Raw genomic sequence first — 23767 nt, 5'->3', positions numbered from 1 at the left:
ATTAACGTCCCTTCTTCTTGGCGTGACGCGAGCGGATAATAAGCTTTTGCGACGCTTTGTTCTTGTTGCGGGTACGAGCACCTTTGGTTGGTTTGCCCCAAGGCGAAACCGGGTGACGACCACCAGACGTACGACCTTCACCACCACCGTGAGGGTGATCGATCGGGTTCATAACCACACCACGGACCGAAGGACGTTTGCCTTTGTGGCGCATACGACCGGCTTTACCGTAGTTCTGGTTCGAGTTGTCGGGGTTCGACACGGCACCAACGGTGGCCATGCATTCCTGACGGACCATGCGCAATTCACCCGACGAGAGGCGAATCTGAGCGTATCCACCGTCACGACCAACAAACTGAGCGTAAGTACCAGCGGCACGAGCGATTTGACCGCCTTTGCCTGGCTTCAGTTCGATGTTGTGAATGATGGTACCGATTGGCATGCCCGAAAACGGCATTGCGTTGCCCGGCTTGATGTCGGCTTTTGCCGAAGCAATGACCTGATCGCCAACTGCGAGACGCTGCGGAGCCAAGATGTATGCTTGCTCGCCGTCTTCGTACTTCACCAATGCGATGAAGGCGGTACGGTTAGGGTCATATTCGATACGTTCGACGGTTGCCGAAACATCGAATTTATTACGTTTGAAGTCAACAATACGGTAAAGGCGTTTTGCGCCACCGCCGCGACGACGCGAGGTGATCCGTCCGGTGTTGTTCCGACCGCCCGATTTGGTCAAACCCTCAGTAAGAGATTTGACCGGACGCCCTTTCCAAAGCTCCGAACGGTCGATCAGAACCAGCCCACGCTGGCCCGGCGTCGTCGGTTTATACGACTTGAGTGCCATGCTTTCTGTCTTCCGTTTAGCAATGCGGAGCAACGGGTTCGCCCGATATCTCCGCTATGTTTAGCCCCCCGAAGGTGGCCGATGGTGTAGGCCCCCGCAGGTGCCCAATTCAAAACGAACCGGCCCCAGAACGAATCTGAGGCTAGTGCGATGGCTGCTAATAGCAGCGGATAGAAGAGGTGTCCAGTGCATCCGGGATCATTGGTCAAAAGGACCAATATCTGTCAGGCTGCCGGACGGATTGAGGATACATCATCATAGTTTTCCAATGCAACACGTCCGTTCTTGGAAAGCCTGTGCAACAGTTTTTTCTGCTGTGCCCTTTTGGGAATACAATGGGTGGTCATTGCGGTAGGCGACATCATCTTAAGAGCCGGAAACAACGTGTAGATCTCATCCAGCGCCTCTGACGACATGACTTCTTCGCCTCTGGCCCCAGAAGCAGGCTTTCACTGGGGCACCCTTCTGCAAACACAATCTCATGTTCATCAAAAAGAATGTGCACATAGTCAACTTCGGTCACAGACGTATCCACATAGATATCTGGCAAGGCGGTAAGCCAAATGGCAGAGACCAAAACATTGCTTTGGCCAAACATACGCAAACAAACCGGAGAACTTACCAACATACGATGTTGTCGCGACACCCAAAGATCAGAGGCCGGAAATTCCCGACCAAACGCCCCAGCGGAGATCTTGACGGGGTATAGTTTTGGATCACTCGCAATTTCGGACATTGCAAGCTTTCTGCGGCCAACCCAGCGCACGGCTTTGGGTCCATTTTCAGTTTCGACAAGATCGCCCACGGCGATGTCCTTCGCAGGTTTTTCGCCCAATGGTGTTCGAAGGTGCGTCTGTCCACGAAAACACACCATCAGTTCGATGTTATCGACAATAGCTCCAAGGCTATCGTTCGGTCCCAGCTCTGTAAGACGCAGCGTGTAGGTTCCAGCAGCCGGAAAGGTCACGGGCAATGAATATCCCGTCAGCGAATTCGCCGTGGGCAGCACCGTCAAAGACGCAATCACGGTATTGCTGCTATCCAGAATTTCGACGGTGAACCCTTCGAGACCCGCATTGCCATTCGACGCAGTTCGCAACGCGGAATCAAATGTCAGCTCCGTCGCCGTTGAACTGGTGACATCGAAGCTTTGCTCCATAACGGTAACAAATCCGGATCGCCCATCCATTTCAGCAACCCGGTTCGAGGACCCGTTTCCAAGATACGCTCTTTCCCTGTGATTGGCCTCGATGTCGGTCCCACTCCAGCCCGCGGCCTGGGCATCAAAGGTGCCGTTGACGATCAGGTTAATGGGGGGCATGCGCAGTCTCCGAGGTATTCCACAGCAAACAGTCGCAGATGGGTATGGAGAAAAAGTGGATCAAATCTGAAAAATGTATGACCCCAATCTGCCGGGAGGCGTTACGCCCTTTGGATCGGGAAAATCGAACGCAGTTCAGGAAACGTCGGGCCTAGTAATTTGTGCATAAAAAAGGCCCTCCGTCTTGCAACGAAGGGCCATTCAATTCTATTTTGCGCCAGTCAGAAAATGTCGGCCGCAGCTTTCGACATAAAAAAGACCGGATTAGCTGTAGCGCGCGCGCACTTGGGAAAAGGACAAAAGCTGTCTGCTTTCTTCGTCCCACAGGTTCAAATTTACGCTGCCAAGGCTTTCGCGGATCGTCATGCGGTTGCTCTCGGCAAGTTCTTGATAGTCTCTCAGAACTTCGGGCAAGCGATAGAAGGGGATCCGGCTATACAGATGGTGCACGTGGTGGATGCCGATATTGGCGCTCAACCACTGCAACACGGGTGGCATCACATAGTGCGAGCTGCCTTCCAGCGCGGCTTCGTGAAGCTGCCAGTCTTCTTCGGAATTCCAATGTGTGCCCTCGAACTGGTGCTGCACATAGAACAGCCACATCCCAGCCGTTGCGGCCAGAAGCGTAGACGGTAGGAAAATCAGCAGGATCGGCATCAGGCCACCGAAATAGTAAATCACACCCAATCCAACCAGAATGGCAATGTTGGTGCCCATTGCACTGACCCAGTATTTGGCGCGGTCAGTGAACCCCAGCGGCAGCCGGTTCTGGAACAAGAACAGGTAAGCAGGGCCAAAACCAAACAAGATAAGCGGGTTCCGGTACAACCGATACATAAGGCGGCTGCGTGGGGACAGTTCCATATATTCGGCCACGGTCATCGTATGAATGTCACCATATCCGCGACGCCCGAGGTTGCCCGCAGAACTATGGTGAATCGAATGCGAACGGCGCCAGACATCATATGGCGTGAGTGTCAGAACACCCAAGAACCGACCAAGCCAGTCGCTAACTGTTCTGTTGTTCAGAAACGCGCCGTGTCCGCAATCATGCTGGATCGCAAACAAACGAACAACAAACGCCGCGTTGATCACCGAAATACCAAAGGTGAGCCAATAGCTGACGGACAGAGACCACCACGCCAGAACCCACAACAGCAGGAAAGGACCAATGGTCACTGCAAATTCGAAAACGCTGCGCAGTGTGCTCGGTTCACGATACTTGGCGAGAACTTTGACCCACTCTCTGGCGGCCCGTGCCTCGGGGCGTTGCCCAGAGGAATTTGATTGATCGAACATAAGACTGCTTTTTCCTCAGTTTGAAGCCCTCTTATACGAAGATTGACGTAGCGCAAATGCCGCTTTTTGGATTGATTCATCAAATCTTGCGGAGAAGGCGATCTGCCACAGGTTTGAGTGCCCCTGATATGGGGACATACCAGCCACAAACCCTGCGCGAAGACTCAACGGTGCCCCTTGCCAAGGAAGAGAGGCGCTAACGTCATCGCCCTAAGAATAAGGCATCCCGAGTATTTTAGACGGGAATTTTGCGAAACAGCTCCGCCTCTTCGCGCCCCGAAAACTGGCAGGTTAGTGCGCGTTTGCGCCACCCCTGTTCTGTGCAACAAAAGAACCTGCTTTTTGAGCGTTCCTTCGCCGACGAAGAATTCGCGGCCCGACGATTGTCAGACCACCCCATCTAGCTGTCTTCGCTGAACGTGCGAAAGATGCCGATTCGATCCATCAAGGACGCGCGGTGCTAGGGCGTGAGGGGGAAACCGGATTGGGTGATCACGATCTCGGCGCGAGGCCCCTCCCCCAAATGAAAAAGCCCCCCGCGTTTGCGAGGGGCTTCGTCAATTTTCAAAAAGACAAATCTTAGAGACCAGTGCTCACGTCGATTGTGTTGCCTTCTTCCAGGGTCACGTACGCTTTTTTCACGTCTTTACGCTTGCCGAGCTGTCCTTTGAACCGCTTGACTTTACCCTTGGTGATAGTGGTGTTCACCGCTTTGACCTTCACACCAAAAAGAGCTTCAACAGCTTCTTTGATCTGAGGTTTGTTCGAGTCGATAGCCACTTCAAAAACAACTGCACCGTTTTCGGATGCCATTGTGGATTTTTCAGTGATGATCGGCTTGCGGATCACGTCGTAATGTTCTGCCTTAGCGGTCATTTCAAACGAGCCTCCAGAGCTTCGATACCCGCTTTGGTGATCACGAGAGTGTCACGCTTGAGGATATCATAGACGTTTGCGCCCATCGACGGCAGGATATCCAGACCTTCGATGTTGCTAGCTGCTTTCAGGAAACCTTCATTGACGGCTGCGCCATCAATAACCAGTGCACGTTTCCAACCCAGGTTTTTCACCTGCTTGGCCAGCGCGGCAGTTTTACCTTCGGTGTCGGCATTCTCGATCACAACCAGTTCGCCAGCTTTCGCTTTGGCGGACAGCGCGTGACGCAGACCCAATTTACGGAACTTTTTGGTCAGCTCGTGGCCGTGGCTACGAACAACCGGTCCCTTATAGACCCCACCACCACGGAAGATCGGAGCCGAGCGAGCGCCGTGGCGTGCGCCACCGGTGCCTTTTTGGCGATAGATCTTCTTGGTCGAGTATTTGACTTCCGAACGAGTCTTCACTTTGTGAGTGCCGGCTTGAGCGTTGTTACGCTGCCAACGAACCACACGGTGCAGGATGTCTGCACGTGGCTCAAGGCCAAACAGTGCTTCGTCCAGATCGATCGAACCGGCTTTGCCGCCGTCGAGATTGATCACGTCAAGTTTCATGCTTCACCACCTTCCGCGGCAACTTCTTCCGCAGGCGCTTCAGTTGCAGCAACTTTCAGACCGGCCGGGAAAGGCAGACCTTCAGGGGCTTTCTTCTTCACGGCGTCCTTGACAGTCACCCAACCTGATTTTGGACCAGGTACGGCGCCTTTGATGAAAACCAAACCACGATCGGCGTCGGTTTTAACAACTTCAAGGTTTTGGGTCGTTACACGAACGGCACCCATGTGACCCGCCATTTTCTTGCCTTTGAACACCTTGCCGGGGTCCTGACATTGGCCGGTCGAACCGTGCGAACGGTGCGAGATCGAAACACCGTGCGAAGCACGCAGACCGCCGAAGTTGTGACGCTTCATAGCACCGGCAAAACCTTTACCGATCGATGTGCCAGCGACGTCAACTTTTTGACCTTCAAGATAGTGTTCTGCTGAAATTTCAGCCCCCACTTCAATCAGGGCATCTTCGGAGACGCGGAATTCCGCAACCTTACGCTTGGGAGCAACGTTCGCCTTTGCAAAGTGACCGCGCATCGCTTGCGATGTGCGTTTTGCTTTGGCCGAACCAGCGCCCAGCTGAACAGCGGTGTAACCGTCGGTTTCGACAGTACGCTGTGCAACAACCTGCAGGTTTTCCAGTTGAAGAACGGTTACAGGGATCTGCTTGCCGTCTTCCATGAACAAGCGGGTCATGCCCACTTTTTTCGCGATAATACCAGAGCGCATATTCCTATACCCTCCTTAAACCGAAATCTGGACGTCAACGCCAGCCGCCAGGTCGAGCTTCATAAGCGCGTCCACGGTCTGGGGGGTCGGATCAACGATGTCGAGCAGACGCTTGTGCGTACGGATCTCGAACTGATCGCGGGACTTCTTGTCAACGTGGGGACCACGAAGAACTGTGAACTTCTCAATCTTGTTGGGAAGTGGGATCGGGCCACGAACCTGAGCGCCGGTGCGCTTTGCAGTGTTCACGATTTCCTGAGTGCTGGCATCCAGTACACGGTAATCAAAAGCCTTCAGCCGAATGCGAATGTTTTGGCTTTGCATTACATTAGCCTTTATTGGCGTTGGAGTTGAGAGGAGGATCTGCGACCACCGCGAACCCTCGTCGAACCCAAAAGGCGGGAATCACCCCGCCTTCGTGTTCTCATTGAGAACTAGCGCGATATAGAGCGCTGTATCGGTGTTGGCAAGTCTTACTTAACGCATGTGCCGCTAAACTTTGCGACGCCCTTTTCATCGCGCGAAACTATCAGGTTCGCCACCTTTTGGTCTGTTGGGCACAATGCGGCAAAGGCATTCGTACGCAAATCCTGATCTGTCCAGTCCGAGCCAGCCGTGCCTGAAAAATTCGCACCATCGCGATCAACCGTCATCTGGTTATTCGATGGCGCACCACCACAAGCGGCCACGAAGCCTACCGCCATCAGAGGAATAATTACTTTTTTCATGTCTCGTTCACTCACTAAATTGATTCACGGGCTACCATCCCGTTTGGCGGGTATATGAGAAACCGTACAAGCTTCAAAGTGGATTTCCGCTTCATACACGATCATCATGCGCCCAACGAACCAATTTGGCTCCCCGTTCAGCTACCCAGCCCGATCGCGTCAAACTTCCCGTAGGTCAGCTTTTTCGTTGCACAGGTTCACTTATTGCCTGATAGACAAACGAAAGAGACGGGTTCGCCCATTTTGTCAGCGCGTGTCGTGACGCTGTACGGTTCAAACAGATAAGACCTTTCATGGCCCCATGCCCTTTTAGGGCCAGAATAAGTGACAGGTATTATGGCAAACGCCCCTCAGCCGCATGGCAACGCGACCACGCCGATCGACGGTTTCCCGACCCGCGTCCTCAAGCGCATCATGCTGATCCTTTTTGGGCCGCTCTACTTTTTGTTTATCGCCTTTGTCCCGCTGATCTGCGCGAAACGTACCGGATTTCGTGGATGGTATTGGCGGTTGGTTAAACGGGCTTGCTCTCGCCTTTTGTGGTTGCTGAGCATCCGCGCCGAGATGTCAGAAGCCAACAAGCAGGACCTTGCACAGGATTCAAACAGCGTCATCGTTATCAACCACCGCAGCCATCTCGACGGCTTTGTGTTGATGGATGTTGTCCCGGACAGCAAATGGTTCACCTTTGCCGCCAAGAAAGAACTGTGCGATGCCGCCCTGCTCAAGACAGGGTTCAAGGGCGCGGGTCTGGTGGAAATTGACCGCAAGAGCGGCAAAGTCGCCAAAGCCACCCTCAGCGCGGCAGTGCACTCGATGCCTGAACGCCGGTCTGTGGTCCTGTTTCCGGAAGGGACACGCACCAAATCCGAGTCTTTGGGCGAGTTCAAAGCCGGTGCAGTTCTGGTCGCACGCGAAACCGGCCGCATGATTCGCCCCATCGTCATCCATGACTCTGATCAGCTTTTGCCGCGCGGACGTTTCGTACCCAAAAGCGGCACAATCCGTGTAGAAGCCTTGCCGCCCTTCAAATGCGATCCAGAGGCGACGGTTGATGAAGACGTCACGCGCCTGCGTAACACGATGATGGCCGTTTTTGACAAGGGGTAATTACCCCGCGCCTTTGCCGGTCACCTTCATGGGTCTTGGTTAGCTTTGCCGCCTGACCTGCCAGCAGCACGATTAGCAATTGCCTGACCTAACTGACAGCACAGACGCGCCCTGCAAAACGCTTCACCCCAAAGCAAAAAGGCCGCCCTTGGGCGGCCTTTCCGGTATTCAGATCGAAGAGAGATTACTCGACGATTTTCGATACAACACCCGAACCAACGGTACGGCCGCCTTCACGGATCGCAAAGCGCAGGCCTTGCTCCATCGCGATTGGTGCGATCAGCTCGACGTTGAACTTCAGGTTGTCGCCTGGCATGACCATTTCGGTACCTGCTGGCAGTTCAACTGTGCCGGTCACGTCAGTTGTACGGAAGTAGAACTGTGGACGGTAGTTCGCGAAGAATGGCGTGTGACGGCCACCTTCATCCTTGGTCAGGATGTAGGCTTCTGCTTCGAACTTGGTGTGTGGTGTAACCGAACCTGGCTTACACAGAACCTGACCACGCTCAACCGACTCACGGTCGATACCACGCAGCAGAGCGCCGATGTTGTCGCCTGCTTCACCGCGATCCAGCAGCTTGCGGAACATTTCAACACCGGTACAGGTGGTTGTGGTGGTGTCTTTGATACCAACGATTTCGATGTTGTCGCCAACATTGATCACGCCACGCTCAACACGGCCGGTTACAACTGTACCACGACCCGAGATCGAGAACACGTCTTCGATCGGCATCAGGAAAGGCTCGTCAACAGCACGTGGTGGCTGTGGGATGTATTCGTCAACAGCCGCCATCAGCTCGGCAATTTTGTCTTTGCCGATGTTGTCGTCACGGTCTTCCAGAGCAGCCAGAGCCGAACCAGCGATCACAGGAATGTCGTCACCTGGATAGTCGTATTCGGTCAGCAGTTCACGGATTTCCATTTCAACGAGCTCGAGAAGCTCTTCGTCGTCAACCTGGTCAACTTTGTTCATGAAAACAACCATCGAAGGGATGCCAACCTGGCGACCCAACAGGATGTGCTCACGAGTCTGAGGCATTGGGCCGTCAGCAGCGTTCACAACCAGAATAGCGCCGTCCATCTGAGCCGCACCAGTGATCATGTTCTTAACATAGTCAGCGTGGCCGGGGCAGTCGACGTGTGCGTAGTGACGGTTTTCGGTTTCATACTCAACGTGTGCAGTCGAGATGGTGATGCCGCGAGCTTTTTCTTCGGGCGCGCCGTCGATCTCGTCATACGCTTTGAAGTCACCAAATTGCTTGGTGATCGCTGCGGTCAGCGTCGTTTTACCGTGGTCAACGTGACCGATGGTGCCGATGTTGCAGTGCGGCTTACTGCGTTCAAACTTTTCCTTAGCCATGATGGCCTCCTTTGATCTGAAGAGAGGAAGCGCAAACCGCTTCCCCAATTTCGCTTGGGCGTACGCTTATGCGTATTTCGCCTGAATTTCTTCCGAGATGTTCGATGGAACCGGATCATAGTGATCGAATTGCATCGAGAACTGGGCGCGGCCCGAAGACATCGAACGCAGTGTGTTGATGTAACCGAACATGTTGGCCAGAGGCACAAAACAATCGATTGCAACAGCGTTACCGCGAGGTTCCTGACCAGTTACCTGACCACGACGCGATGTCAGATCGCCAATGATACCACCGGTATATTCTTCCGGAGTGATCACTTCGACTTTCATCACTGGCTCGAGAAGTTTGGCGCCAGCCAAACGCATGCCTTCACGCATGCACATACGTGCAGCGATTTCGAAGGCCAGAACACTCGAGTCAACATCGTGGAACTTACCGTCGATCAGGGCGACTTTGAAGTCGATCACGGGGAAGCCAGCCAGAGGGCCGCTGTCCATAACCGATTTGATGCCTTTTTCAACGCCAGGGATGTATTCCTTGGGAACCGAACCACCAACGATACGCGACTCGAACGAGTAGCCTTCACCAGCTTCTGTCGGGGTGATGATGAGTTTAACCTCACCGAACTGACCCGAACCACCCGACTGTTTCTTGTGGGTGTAGCTGTGCTCGACTTCGTGACCAATGGTCTCGCGATAAGCAACCTGCGGCGCACCGATGTTTGCTTCCACTTTGAATTCGCGCTTCAGACGGTCCACGAGGATGTCCAGGTGAAGTTCGCCCATACCCTTCATGATGGTCTGGCCTGATTCCAGGTCAGTTTCCACACGGAACGATGGATCTTCTGCAGCCAGACGTGCCAGACCTTGAGACATTTTCTCTTGGTCAGCTTTTGTCTTGGGCTCAACAGCGATCTCGATCACAGGATCGGGGAACGTCATTGTTTCAAGAACAACAGGCTCGTTTACGGCACACAGAGTGTCACCAGTGGTGGTGTCTTTCAGACCCGCCAGTGCGATAATGTCGCCTGCGAACGCTTCCGTGATTTCTTCACGGTCGTTCGAGTGCATCATCATCATCCGGCCAACACGCTCTTTACGACCTTTGGTCGAGTTCAAGAGAGTGTCACCTTTGTTCAGCGTACCCGAATAGATACGTGTAAAGGTCAGCGATCCAACGAAGGGGTCGTTCATGATTTTGAACGCCAGTCCCGAGAACGCCATGTCATCGTCTGCGCGACGTGCAATGTTACGTTCTTCGGTTTCGTCACCCGGCGCAAAGCCCATGTAATCAACAACGTCCAGCGGGCTGGGCAGATAGTCGATTACGGCGTTGAGCAGAGGCTGAACACCTTTGTTTTTGAAGGCAGAACCACCAAGAACAGGAACGAATGCCATTTCCAGTGTCCCTTTGCGCAGCAGTGCGCGCAGGGTTGGAACGTCAGGCTCGTTGCCTTCCAGGTATTCCATCATCGCGTCGTCGTCCATTTCGACAGCCGCTTCGACCATCTTGGCACGCCATGTGTTCGCCATGTCCTGCAGGCTTTCGCGGATCGGTGCTTTGATCCACGACGCGCCAAGGTCTTCACCCTGCCACAGCCATTCTTCCATGGTGACCAGATCAACCAGACCCTCAAGTTCGGTTTCTGCGCCGATTGGAACACCAACCGGAATAGCAACCGCACCTGTGCGATCTTCGATCATGTGAACGCAGTTAAAGAAGTCTGCGCCGATCTTGTCCATCTTGTTGACGAAAACCATACGCGGAACCTTGTAGCGGTCAGCCTGACGCCACACGGTTTCGGTTTGGGGCTCGACACCAGCGTTCGCATCCAGAACACAGACAGCACCATCGAGAACCGCCAGCGAACGCTCAACTTCAATGGTGAAGTCAACGTGGCCGGGAGTGTCGATGATGTTCAGACGGTGCTTGGGTGTATCCGCAGTTTGACCATCTTCAGTGCGTTCCCAGAATGTGGTTGTCGCAGCCGAAGTAATGGTAATTCCGCGTTCCTGCTCTTGCTCCATCCAGTCCATGGTGGCTGCACCATCGTGCACCTCACCAATGTTGTGGGATTTGCCAGTGTAGTACAGGATGCGTTCCGAACAGGTTGTTTTACCTGCATCGATGTGCGCCATGATACCGAAGTTACGGTAATGGTTCAGTGTATAGTCGCGTGCCATTGGTCTAATGTCCTCTGGGAGTTACCAACGATAATGGCTGAAAGCTTTGTTGGCTTCGGCCATCTTATGGGTGTCTTCGCGTTTCTTAACTGCGGTACCGCGCGAGTTCACTGCGTCAAGAAGTTCACCAGCAAGGCGCTCTTCCATAGTGTTCTCGTTACGCTTACGCGAAGCAGTGATCAGCCAGCGAATGGCCAAAGCTTCACGGCGCTCGGGGCGAACCTCGACCGGCACCTGATAGGTAGCACCACCCACACGACGCGAACGAACCTCTACAGAAGGTTTGATGTTGTCCAATGCTTCATGGAAAACTTCCACGGGGGCACGTTTGATTTTTGTCTCAACGCGATCGAGGGCGTTGTAAACGATGGTTTCTGCAACCGACTTTTTACCGTCGATCATCAGGTTGTTCATGAACTTGCTCAGAACCTTATCGCCATATTTGGCGTCGGGCAGAATCTCGCGTTTTTCAGCGGCGTGACGACGTGACATCTCAGCCTCTCCTTCTTACTTAGGACGCTTCGCGCCGTATTTCGAACGACGTTGCTTACGGTCTTTGACGCCTTGGGTATCCAATACACCACGCAGAATGTGGTAGCGGACACCCGGAAGGTCTTTTACACGACCGCCGCGGATCAGAACAACAGAGTGTTCCTGAAGGTTGTGGCTTTCACCTGGGATGTACGAAATCACTTCGTAACCGTTGGTCAGGCGAACCTTCGCAACTTTACGCATAGCAGAGTTCGGTTTCTTCGGAGTCGTTGTGTAAACACGTGTGCACACGCCACGTTTCTGTGGGCACTGCTCCAGGTGTTGCGACTTCGAGCGCTTAATTTTCGGCTGGCGCGGTTTGCGGATCAGCTGTTGGATCGTTGGCATTCGGTATCTTTCCCCGTTTGCTACAAGTTTTGCACGAAGCGAACTCCATGCGGCTAAGGTTGCTGCAACTCACCCATAGGCAAGCGCAAAAACCGCAATCGTTTCCATTCCGAGGCAAACGACGCGGTGTTGTAACAGAGGGTCGAAGCTTCAAAGCAGCTCGGACCTTGACCACTACAGATTTGATTTCGGCGTAAAAAGGTGGACCTCTTATGCCGGATGAGGGGGCATATATGAGGAGTCGCACCGCTTGTCAACAGCTTGGTCAGGTTGCCTTGCCAGGAAGGCAATGCAATGGTGCCCCGAGATCGCAGAGCAGGAGAACTGACATGGACAGCCAGGATATGCAAGTGATCGGGCTTTGCCGTTTTTCATGGCCTGCCATCGGAGGTTTTCAGGTCGAACATGACAGCACCGAAGAACGATCCGCCTATCTCTATTCGCCCGAACGGATGGAAGACCGCTTTCGCACTTTCGAGGCTTTGACCTTGCCGCCACTGAAGGCCCAAACAGATCAGAACTTTCAGTTTCTCGTCGTAATCGGTGACGACCTTCCGACCCATTATCGTGAGCGGCTTGTCGGGTTGCTGGACGATCTGCCGCAAGCGGTCATTCAGGAACGCCCCCCCGGCCCGCACCGTCCGGTCATGCAAGAAGCGATCAACAGCCTGCGTGACGGGCGCACAGAACCCTGCCTGCAATTTCGCATGGATGACGATGACGCGGTGGGTATTCACTATGTCGAACGCCTTCGAGACGCCGCGCAGGACCTGCGCCCGCTGTTACGCAAGAACCGCCACGTTGCCATAGATTTCAATCAAGGCTGGATTGTACGCCCGACGGCGAACGGTCTTGATGCGAAACCAACGGTCGAGCCTCTCTGGACAGCCGGACTTGCGGTTTCCGCCAAGAAGAGCGTCAAGAACACCGTGATGAACTTTGGCCACAGCCGGCTGGCCCGCTTCATGCCCGTTGTCAGTTTTACCGGCGAAGACATGTTTATGCGCGGGCACAATGCGCACAATGACTCGCGTCAGAAGGCAAACGTGCGCCCTGTCCGCCTTGATCCTCTGGATGCCAAAGGCGAAGCCCATCTTCGCAAGGTCTTTAACATTGATGCAAATCGTGTGCGGGAACTTTACAGCGCGACCTAACGCGCGCGGCGAACATGGCCTTCGCGGATGAGGGTAAACACCCCTGTTGCCACAACGATTGCCGCCCCGATCAGGGTGATCGCATCGGGCCATTCGCCAAACACCACCAGCCCCAGCAACAACGCCCAAAGCAGCCCTGTGTAGCGAAAAGGGGCGACCACGGCGACTTCGCCAACGCGCATCACCAACACCGAAAACAGATACCCCCCGATTATGAAGAACGATGCGCCCCCCAAAAGCATCATGTCCCGCTGTGAAACAGCCACCCATGTTTCCCCAAGCGTTGCCACGCCGGAGAACAAAAGAACCCCCAAAGACGCCGACAGCGTCACTGTCATTGAGGGCACTTCTGAAGACATTTTTCGCGTAGACAGATCGCGCGCGGTCACACACACGACGGCCGCCAGCGCATAGAACGCATAGGTGTCAAACCCATCCGGACCCGGCCGCACGATCAGCAGCATTCCAAAGAAGCCAATCAAGATGGCCGATATCCTGCGCCATCCTACGCGCTCACCAAAAAACAGGGCGCCTCCCAGCGTGACGGTCAGGGGCAACACCTGCAAAACAGCGGTCACATTGCCAATCGGCATGTGCATGAGGGCCGTAATAAAGAAATAGGCGGCACTGATCTCGCTTGCGGTTCTCAACCCGATCAGGGCCCAGTCACGCCGAGGAAACCGCAACCGGATTGCGCCCATAGAACGGGCCATCGCGTAGATCAAAACCGACGTGATACAGGCGCGCAGGAACAACAGCTGGAACAGCGGCATGTCCGTGCCGATCAGCTTGACGCAGGTGTCGTTAAACGTAAAGGCGGCCATGCTGCACATCATCAGCACCGCGCCTTTCATGTTATCCGAAAGGTTATGCATCCCGCCCCCCGATCAGCTGCAAACCAGCCGACGGTAAGGCGCATTGATGCTTTCTCCAAGCCCAAAATCACAGGAGCATGGCCCCGGAACGACAAAGGCCCCCGACACGATGTCGGAGGCCTTTGCAAAATCATATGAGGACGCGATTAGTCCTGATCACGGCTTTCCGGTGTCTCAACCAAGCCGCTGTCGAAAACAGAATCCGCTGTGAATTCTTCCGAGGGCGCAGCAAGAGCTGCTGCTGCTTCGGCTTCTTCACGACGCGCTTCCAGAACAACGTTGTCACGATCCTGAGCAACACGACGAACTTTCTGGGTTGCCCCACCAGTACCAGCCGGGATCAGACGACCAACGATGACGTTCTCTTTCAGACCAACCAGTTTGTCTTTCTTACCTTGGACAGATGCCTCGGTCAGAACACGTGTGGTTTCCTGGAAAGACGCCGCCGAGATGAACGAACGTGTCTGCAACGAAGCTTTGGTGATACCCAAGAGGATCGGTTCGCCAGACGCAAGGCGACGACCTTCCGAAGAAGCCTTTTCGTTGGCGGCATCGAATTCTTGTTTATCGACGTGTTCGCCTTTGAGCAAAGTGGTTTCACCTGAGTCCAAGATCTCCCATTTTTGCAACATCTGACGCACGATCACTTCGATGTGCTTATCGTTGATCTTCACGCCCTGCAGACGATAAACGTCCTGAACTTCGTCGATCATATAGTCGGCCAGAGCTTCTACACCCATGATCGACAGAATGTCGTGAGGTGCCGGGTTGCCGTCCATGATGTAATCGCCCTTTTGAACGAAGTCACCTTCCTGAACAGGAATGTGCTTGCCCTTGGGCACCATGTATTCAACCGGATCACGACCTTCTTCCGAAGCCTCGATCGAGATACGACGTTTGTTCTTGTAGTCACGTCCAAAGCGCACATAACCATCGATTTCGGCGATGATCGCGTGGTCTTTCGGACGACGAGCTTCGAACAGTTCCGCAACACGTGGCAGACCACCGGTAATGTCCTTGGTTTTGGCACCTTCACGCGGAATACGCGCAACAACATCACCAGCTTTGACGGGTTCACCGTCTTCAACCGACAGAATCGCATCCACAGACATCGGATAGTGAACCGGGTTGCCCGCATCGTTGCGGACTGGTTCGCCATCTGCGTCCACCAGAATGATTTCCGGCTTCAACTCGTTGCCTTTTGGTGCCGCACGCCAGTCCGACACGATCTTCTGTGTCATACCGGTTGCTTCATCGGTGTCTTCGCGAACAGCAATACCCGAAACAAGGTCAACATATTTCGATGTACCCGACTTCTCGGCCAGAATTGGCAAAGTATACGGATCCCATTCGAACAGTTTGGCACCGCGAGCAATCACTTCACCGTCACGAACGAACAGCTTCGAACCATAGCCAACCTTGTGGTTGGCACGTTCTTCGCCATTCTCATCGATGATGATGAGTTTCATGTTACGGCCCATCACCAGCAGGTCGCCTTTGTCGTTCTCAAGAACGGCAGCGTTCTCAAATACGATTTTACCGTCTTGCGATGCTTCGAGGAAGGACTGTTGGCCACCCTGCGCAACACCACCAATGTGGAATGTACGCATGGTCAGCTGTGTACCGGGTTCACCAATCGACTGAGCCGCGATAATCCCGACTGCTTCGCCAACGTTCACGCGTGTACCACGCGCAAGGTCACGACCGTAACACTGGGCACAAACGCCTTCTTCCGACTCACATGTCAGAGGCGAGCGAATGCGTGTCGAGGCCACACCGGCTTCGTCGATCGAGTCCGCCATGCGTTCGTCGATCAGTTCGCCTTTTGCAACGAGAACCTCATCCGTACCCGGACGCAGGATATCTTCGCCAGCAACGCGGCCCAGAATACGCTCGGCCAGTGTCGCGACGACTTCACCGTCGTTCACGGCAGCTTCTGCAGTGATGGTGTTCTCCGTTCCACAGTCGTGCATACGAACGATACAGTCTTGTGCAACATCAACCAGACGACGTGTCAGGTAACCCGAGTTCGCAGTTTTCAAAGCGGTATCCGACAGACCCTTACGGGCACCGTGGGTCGAGTTGAAGTACTCGAGAACGGTCAGACCTTCTTTAAAGTTCGAGATAATTGGGGTCTCGATGATGTCGCCGTTCGGCTTGGCCATCAGACCACGCATACCGCCCAGCTGTTTCATCTGCGTAACCGAGCCACGCGCACCAGAGTGCGCCATCATGTAAACCGAGTTCGGCTCTGCTTCGGCGCCATTATCATCGCGCTTCACATCCGAAATGGTGTTCATCATAGCGTCGGTGACCTGATCGTTACACTTCGACCACGCATCAACAACTTTGTTGTACTTTTCACCCTGAGTGATCAGGCCGTCCATGTACTGTTGTTCAAAGTCTTTAACCTGATCGCGGGTTTCATCAACGATGCCCCACTTGTCATCAGGAATGACCATGTCGTCTTTACCAAACGAAATACCGGCCTTGAACGCTTCGCGGAAACCCATGCCCATGATCTGGTCACAGAAGATAACCGACTCTTTCTGACCGCAATACCGGTAGACGGTATCAATCACGGCCTGAACGTCTTTCTTACGAAGCAGCTTGTTGACCAGCTCGAAAGGCGCCTTGGCGTTCTGCGGCAGCAGAGACCCCAAACGAACACGTCCCGGAGTGGTTTCGAAGCGCTTCATGACTTCCATACCGTTTTCGTCAATCTGCGGGATACGGGCCGTCACCTTCGAGTGCAAATGCACCGCGCCGGAATCCAGAGCGTACTGAACTTCGTCAATCGAGGAGAAGACCATGCCTTCGCCCTTCATGCCTTCGCGTTCGATGGTCGTATAGTACAGACCCAAGATCATATCCTGCGAAGGAACGATGATCGGCGCGCCGTTTGCTGGCGACAGAACGTTGTTCGTCGACATCATCAGAACACGTGCTTCCAACTGTGCCTCGAGGCTCAGAGGAACGTGAACCGCCATTTGGTCACCGTCAAAGTCAGCGTTAAACGCCGAACAAACCAGCGGGTGAAGCTGGATGGCTTTACCTTCGATCAGAACGGGTTCGAACGCCTGAATGCCCAAACGGTGCAACGTAGGCGCACGGTTCAGCATGACGGGGTGTTCGCGGATCACTTCGTCCAAGATATCCCAAACTTCGGGACGCTCTTTTTCGACCAGCTTCTTGGCTTGCTTCACAGTGGAAGACAGACCTTTGGCTTCAAGACGCGAGTAGATGAAAGGCTTGAACAGCTCAAGCGCCATCTTTTTCGGCAAACCACATTGGTGCAGCTTCAATTCCGGACCGGTCACAATGACCGAACGACCCGAGAAGTCGACGCGCTTACCCAAAAGGTTTTGACGGAAGCGACCTTGCTTACCTTTCAGCATGTCAGACAGCGATTTCAGCGGGCGCTTGTTGGCGCCGGTGATCACGCGGCCACGACGGCCATTGTCGAACAATGCGTCAACCGACTCTTGCAGCATCCGCTTTTCGTTGCGGACGATGATGTCAGGTGCGCGCAGTTCAATCAGACGCTTCAGACGGTTGTTCCGGTTGATCACGCGGCGATACAGATCGTTCAGATCCGACGTCGCGAAACGGCCACCATCCAGCGGCACCAGCGGGCGCAGCTCTGGCGGGATCACAGGAATAACTGTCAGGATCATCCACTCTGGACGGTTGCCCGACTCGAGGAAGGATTCAACGACTTTCAGACGTTTGATGATCTTCTTGGGCTTCAACTCACCAGTGGCTTCGGCCAGATCGGCACGCAGTTGGTCAGCTTCGGATTCCAGATCGATCGCAGCCAGCATTTCACGGATCGCTTCAGCACCGATGTTGGCGGTGAAAGCATCCATGCCATAGGCATCCTGCGCGTCCATGAACTCTTCTTCAGTCAGCATCTGGCCGTATTGCAGGTCGGTCAGACCAGGCTCGATGACAACATAGTTTTCAAAGTACAGAACGCGTTCCAGATCACGCAATGTCATGTCCAGCATCAAGCCGATACGCGACGGAAGCGATTTCAGGAACCAGATGTGTGCAACAGGCGACGCCAGTTCAATGTGGCCCATACGCTCGCGACGTACTTTTTGAAGCGTAACTTCAACACCACATTTTTCGCAGACAACGCCGCGATACTTCATGCGCTTATATTTGCCGCAGAGACATTCGTAGTCTTTGATCGGGCCAAAAATACGTGCGCAGAACAGACCATCACGCTCGGGCTTGAACGTCCGATAGTTGATCGTCTCAGGTTTTTTGATCTCACCATACGACCACGACAGGATCCGCTCTGGCGATGCCAGCGAGACCTTGATTTCGTCGAAGGTTTTAACCGGTGCAACTGGGTTGAACGGGTTGTTTGTGATTTCCTGGTTCATTTTGATGTCCTCAAATTTGTGCGGAAGGGAGAGAGGGGTAAGAGCGCGAGGCCCTTACTCCTCTACCTCCGCATCCAGGAGTTCCATGTTCAGGCCGAGGCCGCGGACTTCTTTCACCAGAACGTTGAACGATTCCGGCACGCCCGCTTCAAAGTTGTCCTCACCCTTGACGATCGACTCGTACACTTTGGTCCGGCCCGCAACGTCATCCGATTTCACCGTCAGCATTTCCTGCAAGGTGTAAGCGGCGCCGTATGCTTCGAGTGCCCAGACTTCCATCTCACCGAAACGCTGACCACCGAACTGTGCTTTACCACCCAGCGGCTGCTGTGTGACGAGCGAGTATGGTCCGGTCGAACGCGCGTGGATCTTGTCATCCACAAGGTGGTGCAGTTTCAGCAGGTACTTGATGCCGACAGTCACCTTACGAGCGAACTGCTCACCGGTACGTCCATCGAACAAGGTCGACTGACCCGATTCAGAGAACCCGGCACGCACCAGCGCATCGTTGACGTCTGCTTCTTTCGCACCATCAAAGACCGGAGTCGCGATTGGCACACCGTTGATGACGTTACCTGCGGCTTCGAGAAGCTGGGCTTCTGCCATGCCGGAGATACCTTCGTCATAGACATCGTCACCATAGGCAAGATGCATCGCTTCACGCACCGGAGTGAGGTCACCCGAACGACGGTACTCTTGCAGAGCTTCGTCAACGTTCAGACCCAGACCGCGCGCGGCCCAACCCATGTGGGTTTCAAGAATCTGACCAACGTTCATACGCGAAGGCACACCCAGTGGGTTCAGACAGAAGTCGACTGGCGTACCGTCGGCGAGGAACGGCATGTCTTCCATCGGCACAACCTTGGAAATAACACCTTTGTTCCCGTGACGACCGGCCATTTTATCACCCGGCTGAAGCTTGCGCTTCACGGCGATAAAGACTTTGACCATCTTCATCACACCCGGAGGCAGATCGTCGCCGCGACGGACTTTTTCGACCTTGTCTTCAAAGCGGTGATCCAGAGCGCGCTTCTGAATTTCGTATTGCTCATTCAGAGCTTCAACGATTTGCGCGTCTTTCTCATCTTCGAGGGCCAGTTGCCACCACTGACCACGGGTCAGGGTTTGCAGCAGCTCTTCGTTGATTTCCGCACCGGATTTGACACCTTTTGGACCTTTGACAGCTGTCTTGCCCATGATCATGCCCTGAAGACGAGCATAGATGTTACGGTCAAGAATTGCCAACTCGTCGTCACGGTCACGAGCAAGGCGTTCCACCTCTTCGCGTTCGATCTGAAGCGCACGTTCGTCTTTTTCCACACCGTGGCGGTTAAAGACACGCACTTCGACAACAGTACCAAAGTCACCAGGCTTGACGCGCAGCGAGGTATCACGCACGTCAGATGCTTTCTCACCAAAGATGGCGCGCAGCAACTTTTCTTCTGGCGTCATTGGCGATTCACCTTTGGGGGTGATCTTACCAACCAGAATATCGCCCGGCTCTACATCCGCACCGATGTAAACAATGCCAGCCTCATCGAGGTTACGCAGCGCTTCTTCACCGACGTTCGGAATATCGCGTGTGATTTCTTCTGGGCCCAGCTTCGTGTCACGTGCCGCAACTTCGAATTCTTCGATGTGGATCGACGTAAAGACGTCATCGCGCGCAATGCGCTCGGAGATCAAGATCGAGTCTTCGTAGTTGTAACCGTTCCAAGGCATAAACGCGACAACCACGTTTTTACCCAGAGCCAGTTCACCAATATCGGTCGACGGACCATCAGCGATAACTTCGCCTTTGGTGACCAGATCGCCCACCTTCACCAGCGGACGCTGGTTGATACAGGTGTTCTGGTTCGACCGCTGGAACTTGCGCATGCGGTAGATGTCTACGCCCGCATCGCCCATCGCCAGATCTTCGGTTGCACGGATAACGATACGCTGTGCATCCACCTGGTCGATGATACCAGCGCGGTTCGCCATGATCGCAGCACCCGAGTCGCGTGCAACGATTTCTTCGATACCGGTTCCGACCAGCGGAGTTTCGGCACGCAGTAGCGGCACGGCCTGACGCATCATGTTCGAGCCCATAAGAGCACGGTTCGCATCGTCGTTTTCGAGGAACGGGATCAGGGACGCAGCCACAGAGACCAACTGTTTTGGCGAAACGTCGATCAGATCGACAGCTTCACGCGACGCAAGTGTGTAGTCACCGTTCTGGCGTGTCGACACCAGATCGTTGATGAACTTGCCGTCACCGTCCAACGTCGCGTTGGCCTGCGCCACGGTGTGACGCATTTCTTCGGTCGCGGACATATAGTGGACTTCGTCGGTCACTTTCGCTTCTTTAACGACGCGATAAGGTGTTTCGATAAAGCCATATTTGTTGACGCGCGCGAACGTAGCCAACGAGTTGATCAGGCCAATGTTTGGACCTTCAGGCGTTTCAATCGGGCACATCCGACCATAGTGGGTCGGGTGAACGTCACGAACCTCAAAGCCGGCACGCTCACGTGTCAGACCACCTGGCCCAAGCGCCGAAAGACGACGTTTGTGGGTGACTTCGGAAAGCGGGTTGGTCTGGTCCATGAACTGCGACAGCTGCGAAGACCCAAAGAATTCACGAACAGCAGCCGCAGCCGGTTTCGCGTTGATCAGATCCTGAGGCATGACAGTGTCGATTTCGACGGATGACATACGCTCTTTGATTGCGCGTTCCATGCGCAACAGACCAACTCGGTACTGGTTTTCCATCAGCTCGCCAACGGAACGCACACGACGGTTGCCGAGGTGGTCAATATCGTCCACGTCGCCTTTGCCGTCACGCAGTTCAACCAGCGCCTTGATACAAGAGACAATGTCTTCTTTGCGCAGGGTGCGCATGGTGTCTTCTGCATCCAGAGCCAGACGCATGTTCATTTTCACACGACCAACGGCCGACAGGTCATAACGCTCGGAATCGAAGAACAGAGTGTCAAACAGGGCAGACGCCGCATCAACAGTGGGTGGCTCGCCCGGACGCATCACGCGATAGATGTCCATGAGCGCGGTTTCGCGGTTCATGTTCTTGTCCATCGCCATGGTGTTGCGCATGTAGGGACCAACATTGACGTTGTCGATGTCCAGAACCGGAATCTCTTCGACACCAGCCTGCATCAGATCGTGCAGCGAACCGCCGATCACGTCGCCGTCTTTGTCGAATTCCAGCGTCAACTCATCGCCGGCTTCGACGTAAATCGCACCGGTTTCTTCGTTGATGATGTCTTTCGAAACAAACTTGCCAACGATGTGGTCAAACGGGACCAGCAGGTCGGTAATTTTGCCTTCGTCGATGATTTTCTTGACGGCGCGCGGCGTTACTTTTTTGCCGGCTTCCGCGATGACTTCGCCAGTTGCAGCGTCAATCAGATCGTATGTCGGACGTGTGCCACGAACCCGCTGAGGGAAGAACTTGGTAACCCAACCCTTGTTCTTTTCAAGCTTGAAGTCGACGGTTTCATAGTAAGCATCCATGATGCTTTCCTGATCCAGACCCAGCGCATACAACAGCGTGGTGACAGGTAGCTTACGACGACGGTCAATACGTGCAAAGACGATGTCTTTTGCATCGAATTCAAAGTCGAGCCACGACCCACGGTATGGGATGATCCGGCAAGCGAACAACAGCTTGCCCGACGAGTGGGTTTTGCCTTTGTCGTGGTCAAAGAACACACCAGGCGAACGGTGCATCTGGGACACGATCACACGCTCGGTGCCGTTCACAACAAACGTACCGTTTGGCGTCATCAAAGGCATGTCGCCCATGAAAACGTCTTGTTCTTTGATGTCTTTAACCGATTTCGCACCGGTATCTTCATCGACATCAAACACGATCAGGCGCAATGTGACTTTCAGCGGAGCTGAATAGGTCATGTCGCGCTGCATGCACTCTTCGACGTCGTATTTGGGCTTTTCCAGCTCGTAGCTGACAAACTCAACTACGCTGGTTTCGTTGAAGTCCTTAATCGGAAAGACCGATTGGAATACGCCCTGAATGCCTTCACCATCGGTGGGCACGTTCGCGTCGCCAGAACGCAGAAACAGGTCGTATGAAGCCTTTTGAACTTCAATAAGATTAGGCATCTCCAGCACTTCGCGGATTTTGCCGTAATATTTACGCAAACGTTTTTGGCCAAGGTAGGTCTGAGCCATGGTCGGTGTCACCTTTCGTTTCTCATGCGAGTGCGCCTGCCGTCGGGCCCCGGCATCGCCCCCATCCGAGACGACCAAACAGTTCGATCAATTCCCGGCCTCCGTCCCAAAGGAAGCCTCCCGATCTTTGAACCTGGTCTTAGGCAAGGCTTTCGCAAAAGCCTTCTCTGAGACAGGTTCGGCTGGGCACGGGAAAACCCGTACCCAGCCTGAAATCACATCCGGGGAAACCCCGGCAATGATTACTTAACTTCGACCTCAGCGCCAGCTGCTTCCAGCTTCGCTTTGACGTCTGCAGCTTCGTCAGCCGAAACTTGTTCTTTGACAGCTTTGCCGCCAGCTTCAACAAGCTCTTTAGCTTCTTTGAGGCCCAGGCCAGTCAGGGCGCGGACTTCTTTGATGACGTTGATTTTCGAAGCGCCAGCCGATTTCAGGATGACGTCGAATTCAGTTTGCTCTTCTGCAGATGCGCCACCGGCGTCAGCAGGACCAGCCATCATTACAGCGCCGCCAGCAGCGGGCTCGATGCCATACTCGTCTTTGAGGATGGTTTTCAGTTCTTGTGCTTCCAGCAGGGTCAGACCCACGATGCTTTCTGCGAGTGCTTTCAGATCAGCCATTTTAGACTCTTTCCGTATATATATTATGTGTTCCAACGCCGGGTATTTACCCACACGCGGTTCTCAAGTTGCTTACGCAGCTTCTGCACGATCCTCGATGGTCGACAGAATGCCAGCGATGTTGCTTGCAGGCGCGCCAATTGCACCAGCGATGTTCGAAGCAGGTGCGCCGATACAGCCAACGATCGAAGCAATAAGCTCCTCGCGCGAAGGCATTTTCGACACGGCTTCTACACCGGCACGGTCCAACGCGTTTTCACCCATTGCACCACCAAGGATAGCGAACTTTTTGTTCTCCTTGGCGAAGTCCTCGGCCACTTTGGCAGCTGCCACAGGGTCCTCGGAATAGGTCAAAACGGTCATGCCATCGAGATAGTCAGCGATGCTTGCGCAGGGCTTACCCTCGAGGGCGATCTTGGCGAGCTTATTTTTGGCAACACGAACAGCACCACCCGCTTCACGAGCACGTGCGCGAAGGTCCTGCATGTCAGCAACCGTGAGGCCCGCGTAGTGTGCAACCACTACGACGCCAGAGCTTTCGAAGATCTGGCCGAGCTCGTCGACCAATTTCTCTTTCTGGGCTCTATCCACAGTTT

19 protein-coding genes are annotated in these 23767 nt (G+C 54.2%); 2 read left to right on the top strand and 17 right to left on the bottom strand.

Annotated elements, in window-relative coordinates; all coding sequences use genetic code 11:
- Position 1 precedes the first annotated feature (1 nt).
- From rplB to PH7735_RS01860, 8 genes are all read right to left on the bottom strand, one after another.
- A complete protein-coding gene (rplB, locus tag PH7735_RS01895) occupies positions 2 to 844 on the bottom strand; it encodes a 50S ribosomal protein L2 (protein WP_058309637.1) in 843 nt (280 codons plus the stop codon).
- Between the two features lie 361 nt (positions 845 to 1205).
- Positions 1206 to 2165, bottom strand: coding sequence for a Hint domain-containing protein (locus PH7735_RS01890; protein WP_233488259.1), 960 nt, complete (start codon positions 2163 to 2165; stop codon positions 1206 to 1208).
- Positions 2166 to 2429: 264 nt separating this feature from the next.
- On the bottom strand, positions 2430 to 3464 hold the full coding sequence (locus PH7735_RS01885; RefSeq protein ID WP_058309636.1) for a fatty acid desaturase: 1035 nt from the start codon (positions 3462 to 3464) through the stop codon (positions 2430 to 2432).
- 579 nt (positions 3465 to 4043) lie between these two features.
- Positions 4044 to 4340 carry a 50S ribosomal protein L23 gene (locus tag PH7735_RS01880; protein WP_058309635.1) on the bottom strand — a complete coding sequence of 99 codons (297 nt, stop codon included), beginning with the start codon at positions 4338 to 4340 and terminating at the stop codon, positions 4044 to 4046.
- Positions 4337 to 4954 (bottom strand): 50S ribosomal protein L4, encoded by a 618-nt coding sequence (gene rplD / locus PH7735_RS01875; protein ID WP_058309634.1) that lies wholly within the window; start codon positions 4952 to 4954, stop codon positions 4337 to 4339. The genes PH7735_RS01880 and rplD overlap by 4 nt, the downstream gene beginning before the upstream one ends.
- Complete coding sequence (gene rplC, locus PH7735_RS01870; RefSeq protein ID WP_058309633.1) at positions 4951 to 5676, bottom strand: 50S ribosomal protein L3; 726 nt, start codon at positions 5674 to 5676, stop codon at positions 4951 to 4953. Before rplC ends, rplD begins: the two co-directional genes overlap by 4 nt.
- A gap of 15 nt (positions 5677 to 5691) precedes the next feature.
- Entirely contained in the window at positions 5692 to 6000 is a 309-nt protein-coding gene (gene rpsJ / locus PH7735_RS01865) for a 30S ribosomal protein S10 (RefSeq protein ID WP_044028221.1), read from the bottom strand.
- Between the two features lie 149 nt (positions 6001 to 6149).
- Positions 6150 to 6404, bottom strand: coding sequence for a hypothetical protein (locus tag PH7735_RS01860; RefSeq protein ID WP_058309632.1), 255 nt, complete (start codon positions 6402 to 6404; stop codon positions 6150 to 6152).
- Positions 6405 to 6740: 336 nt separating this feature from the next.
- Here PH7735_RS01860 and PH7735_RS01855 point away from each other — a divergent pair, with 336 nt between their 5' ends.
- Entirely contained in the window at positions 6741 to 7514 is a 774-nt protein-coding gene (locus PH7735_RS01855) for a lysophospholipid acyltransferase family protein (RefSeq protein ID WP_058309631.1), read from the top strand.
- Between the two features lie 184 nt (positions 7515 to 7698).
- On the opposite strand, the gene tuf is transcribed toward PH7735_RS01855, so the two are convergent.
- The 4 genes from tuf to rpsL form a co-directional block, all read right to left on the bottom strand.
- Entirely contained in the window at positions 7699 to 8874 is a 1176-nt protein-coding gene (gene tuf / locus PH7735_RS01850) for an elongation factor Tu (RefSeq protein WP_058309600.1), read from the bottom strand.
- Between the two features lie 66 nt (positions 8875 to 8940).
- On the bottom strand, positions 8941 to 11058 hold the full coding sequence (fusA, locus tag PH7735_RS01845; RefSeq protein ID WP_058309630.1) for an elongation factor G: 2118 nt from the start codon (positions 11056 to 11058) through the stop codon (positions 8941 to 8943).
- 21 nt (positions 11059 to 11079) lie between these two features.
- The gene (rpsG, locus tag PH7735_RS01840; protein ID WP_058309629.1) at positions 11080 to 11550 is read right to left on the bottom strand and encodes a 30S ribosomal protein S7; all 471 of its coding nucleotides are present in this window, start codon (positions 11548 to 11550) and stop codon (positions 11080 to 11082) included.
- 15 nt (positions 11551 to 11565) lie between these two features.
- A complete protein-coding gene (rpsL, locus tag PH7735_RS01835) occupies positions 11566 to 11937 on the bottom strand; it encodes a 30S ribosomal protein S12 (protein WP_054000841.1) in 372 nt (123 codons plus the stop codon).
- Between the two features lie 329 nt (positions 11938 to 12266).
- On the opposite strand from rpsL, the gene PH7735_RS01830 reads away from it, so the two are divergent.
- Positions 12267 to 13091, top strand: a complete 825-nt coding sequence (locus PH7735_RS01830; protein WP_233488258.1) for a putative rhamnosyl transferase — start codon at positions 12267 to 12269, stop codon at positions 13089 to 13091.
- Here PH7735_RS01830 and PH7735_RS01825 read toward each other — a convergent pair.
- The 5 genes from PH7735_RS01825 to rplJ form a co-directional block, all read right to left on the bottom strand.
- On the bottom strand, positions 13088 to 13966 hold the full coding sequence (locus PH7735_RS01825) for a DMT family transporter (RefSeq protein WP_058309628.1): 879 nt from the start codon (positions 13964 to 13966) through the stop codon (positions 13088 to 13090). The two genes, PH7735_RS01830 and PH7735_RS01825, sit on opposite strands and share 4 nt — an antisense overlap.
- A 146-nt stretch (positions 13967 to 14112) precedes the next feature.
- The gene (gene rpoC, locus PH7735_RS01820; RefSeq protein ID WP_058309627.1) at positions 14113 to 18360 is read right to left on the bottom strand and encodes a DNA-directed RNA polymerase subunit beta'; all 4248 of its coding nucleotides are present in this window, start codon (positions 18358 to 18360) and stop codon (positions 14113 to 14115) included.
- Positions 18361 to 18414: 54 nt separating this feature from the next.
- A complete protein-coding gene (rpoB, locus tag PH7735_RS01815; RefSeq protein ID WP_058309626.1) occupies positions 18415 to 22551 on the bottom strand; it encodes a DNA-directed RNA polymerase subunit beta in 4137 nt (1378 codons plus the stop codon).
- Between the two features lie 242 nt (positions 22552 to 22793).
- The gene (rplL, locus tag PH7735_RS01810; protein ID WP_058309625.1) at positions 22794 to 23171 is read right to left on the bottom strand and encodes a 50S ribosomal protein L7/L12; all 378 of its coding nucleotides are present in this window, start codon (positions 23169 to 23171) and stop codon (positions 22794 to 22796) included.
- Positions 23172 to 23243: 72 nt separating this feature from the next.
- Positions 23244 to 23762: a 50S ribosomal protein L10 gene (gene rplJ / locus PH7735_RS01805; protein ID WP_058309624.1), complete on the bottom strand. Its 519-nt coding sequence runs from the start codon at positions 23760 to 23762 to the stop codon at positions 23244 to 23246.
- Positions 23763 to 23767: the final 5 nt, after the last annotated feature.

The organism is Shimia thalassica, from assembly GCF_001458215.1.
Classification (GTDB): domain Bacteria; phylum Pseudomonadota; class Alphaproteobacteria; order Rhodobacterales; family Rhodobacteraceae; genus Shimia; species Shimia thalassica.
The sequence above is the reverse complement of the archived record's forward strand: the minus strand, read 5'-3'. Positions and strand labels throughout refer to the sequence as shown.